Source organism: uncultured Shimia sp. (assembly GCF_913054185.1).
Lineage (GTDB): Bacteria > Pseudomonadota > Alphaproteobacteria > Rhodobacterales > Rhodobacteraceae > Shimia.
This window is the reverse complement of the sequence record NZ_CAJXIV010000169.1, coordinates 1-2,901: the sequence shown is the minus strand read 5'-3', so window position 1 is coordinate 2,901 and position 2,901 is coordinate 1. Positions and strand designations below refer to the sequence as shown.

1 protein-coding gene and 1 pseudogene are annotated in these 2,901 nt (G+C 56.1%); both read left to right on the top strand.

Translation table 11 applies throughout. The features are described 5' to 3' along the window. A partial coding sequence (locus tag QZ517_RS19940; protein ID WP_294230790.1) for a bifunctional diguanylate cyclase/phosphodiesterase occupies positions 1 to 1,250 on the top strand: 1,250 nt, incomplete at its 5' end. A gap of 213 nt (positions 1,251 to 1,463) precedes the next feature. Next, positions 1,464 to 2,901, top strand: a pseudogene (locus tag QZ517_RS19935) (indolepyruvate ferredoxin oxidoreductase family protein); the annotation flags it as partial.

The window sequence follows — 2,901 nt, the reverse complement described above, 5'->3', positions numbered from 1 at the left end:
AAAGCAATGCGAACAAGCCCCGCTATATTGCGCTTTTGGATTTGGATAAGTTTAAGCCTGTGAACGACCTGCATGGGCACGCAGTTGGGGATGCAACCCTGATCGAGGTTGCGGAGCGGTTGAAAATGGAAGCGGGAACCGGCGGCACGGTGGCGCGTTTAGGGGGCGATGAATTTGCGGTTTTGCTTGATCCGTTGGTGAATGCGGTCCAGGCGGAGCGGGCGGCGCAGAGGTTGGTGCATGAAATTGCACGCCCGTTTAACTATGGCGAAATTGGCGTGTTTATCGGCACCTCAGTGGGGCTGGTGGCATTGCGTCAAGGCGACGACATCTCCGAGGTGATGCGTCGTGCGGACAAGGCGATGTATGTGGCCAAAACCCAGGGCCGTGGTCGGTTTGCGTGGTATGATGCGGAGCAGGACCGTCAATCGATGGATCGTGAGAAGCTGGCCTCTGATCTGCGCGAGGCCATTGCACATGATCAGGTTGAGCCGTGGTTCCAACCGATTGTGGAGATCGACGACAACCTTGTAAGTGGCGTCGAGGTTTTGGCTCGCTGGAACCATCCGGAGCGCGGGTTCATCCCGCCGGGGGTGTTTATCGAGATTGCTGAAGACAGTGGCCAGATTGGCGCCTTGGGCCTCAGCGTGCTGCGACAGGCGTGCTCTCAGGCCAAGGCCTGGGCGCAACCTCTGACCGTGTCGTTCAATGTCTCTGGTGTTCAATTCAAAGACCCCAATCTGGTCCCGTCGATCCGGATGGTGCTGGAAGGCACAGGATTTGATCCGAAGCGGCTGATTGTGGAAATTACGGAAAGCTCTGTAATTGACGATTTTGATGTGGCACGGGAAAAATTGGAAGAGCTCAAGGCGCTTGGTGTGGCGATTGCGCTGGATGATTTTGGCACCGGATATTCCAGTCTTGCGTGTTTGCAGAACTTGCCGTTTGACCGGCTGAAAATTGACCGCAGCTTTGTGACCGATATTTCGGATCATCCGCAAAGCCAAAAAATTGTCTCAGGCATTGTGTCCCTGGCGCAGGGGCTCCATTTGGAAGTGACTGCTGAAGGCATCGAGACAGTCGAGGATTTGGCCTACGTGAGCTACTTGGATTGTCAGCGCGCGCAAGGCTTTTTGTTTGAAAAGGCCGTTCCAGCCGCGCAAGTGGAAGAGTTGTTGGAGACCAAATGGGACGACCTGCCCACTGTGCCGCTTTCGTTGCCAAAAGCGGTAGGTAAATCGGCGGGCTAAGTTTTCTTGGCAAGTGTATCTGACCGGCGTGCAGGGGGCTGTGCGCCGGTTTTTTGTTTGTCTTCAGACCACTACACCATTGTTATTCGGTTTTCTGTGAGAGGTTGGTGTAGCTTAAACGAACAAGTGTTCAAAAAAATGATTGCATAGGTCAGATGTTGTGACCTAATAAATTGCCTATATAGGAATGACCGTCCAGCGGGGGAGCGCAAGATGAGTATCCAAAAAGTATCCTTAAATGACAGGTTGGACCTAACCAAAGACAGTGTGATGCTCAACGGCACACAGGCTTTGGTGCGACTGATGCTGATGCAGAAGGCGCGGGATACGCAGGCGGGGCTGAATACCGCTGGGTATGTGACAGGGTATCGTGGCTCGCCGCTGGGTGCGGTGGACAGTCAGATGATGCGGGCGGAGAAAGAACTCACCGCGCACGACGTGTTGTTCCAAACCGGACTAAACGAAGACCTTGCGGCGACGCAGCTGTGGGGCAGTCAGCAGGCTGAGCTGCGTGGTGAAGGTAAGTTTGATGGTGTCTATGGGCTTTGGTACGGCAAGGGGCCGGGCGTGGATCGCACCGGCGACGTGATGCGCCATGCCAACATGGCAGGCACCAGCCCAAACGGCGGTGTGCTGATGGCGATGGGGGATGACCACACCGGGGAAAGCTCCACCGTGTTGCACCAGTCCGAATGGGCGCTGGTGGATGCCTATATGCCGGTGGTCTCACCTGCCGGTGTGCAAGAGGTCATGGATTACGGTCTTTATGGCCTTGCGCTGAGCCGGTTTGCTGGCGTTTGGGTCGGTCTCAAAACCATGAAAGACACCATTGAGGCCACAGCTGTGGTGAATGGTGATCCGCATCGGTTGGACTTTGTCACGCCGGAGTTTGATATGCCGGAAGGTGGGTTGAATATTCGCCTTCACGACACGCCTCACGCGCAAGAAGCTCGGATGATTGATCACAAACGCTTTGCCGCAGAGGCATTTTCGCGCGCCAACAAGATGGACAAGCGGGTTTGGGGCAAGCCGGGCGCCAAGATTGGTTTTGTGGCCGCTGGTAAGAACTGGCTCGATCTGGTGCATGCCATGGACTTGCTGGGCATTGATGAAAGCGAAGCGGAGCGGCTTGGCATCACCACCTACAAGGTTGGCCAGACTTTCCCGCTGGATATGATGTCGTTTGGCGAATGGGCCGAGGGGCTCGATCTGGTTGTGGTGGTGGAGGAGAAGCGCAAATTGATCGAGGTTCAGATCAAAGAGGCGATCTTTGACGACCGGCGTGGGCGGCGGGTTTATGGTTGGTACAAAGGCGGTTACGGCAGCCTGGGGCGCGAGGAACTCTTCCCGACGCGGGGCGCGCTGGACCCGATTATGATTGCCGAGAAGCTGGGTGACATTCTGGTTGAAGAAGGCCGGGGCACCGATGCGGTGAAAGCCGGAATGAATACGCTGAAAGAGGCGCAGCGGGCGGACAATGCCGAAGATATTGCGGTGCGCACGCCGTGGTTCTGTTCTGGCTGTCCACACAACACCTCCACCAAAGTGCCGGAAGGCAGCCGGGCTTATGCCGGGATTGGTTGCCATTATATGGTGCAGTGGATGGATCGCGAAACCACTGGCTTCACCCATATGGGAGGCGAGGGCGCCA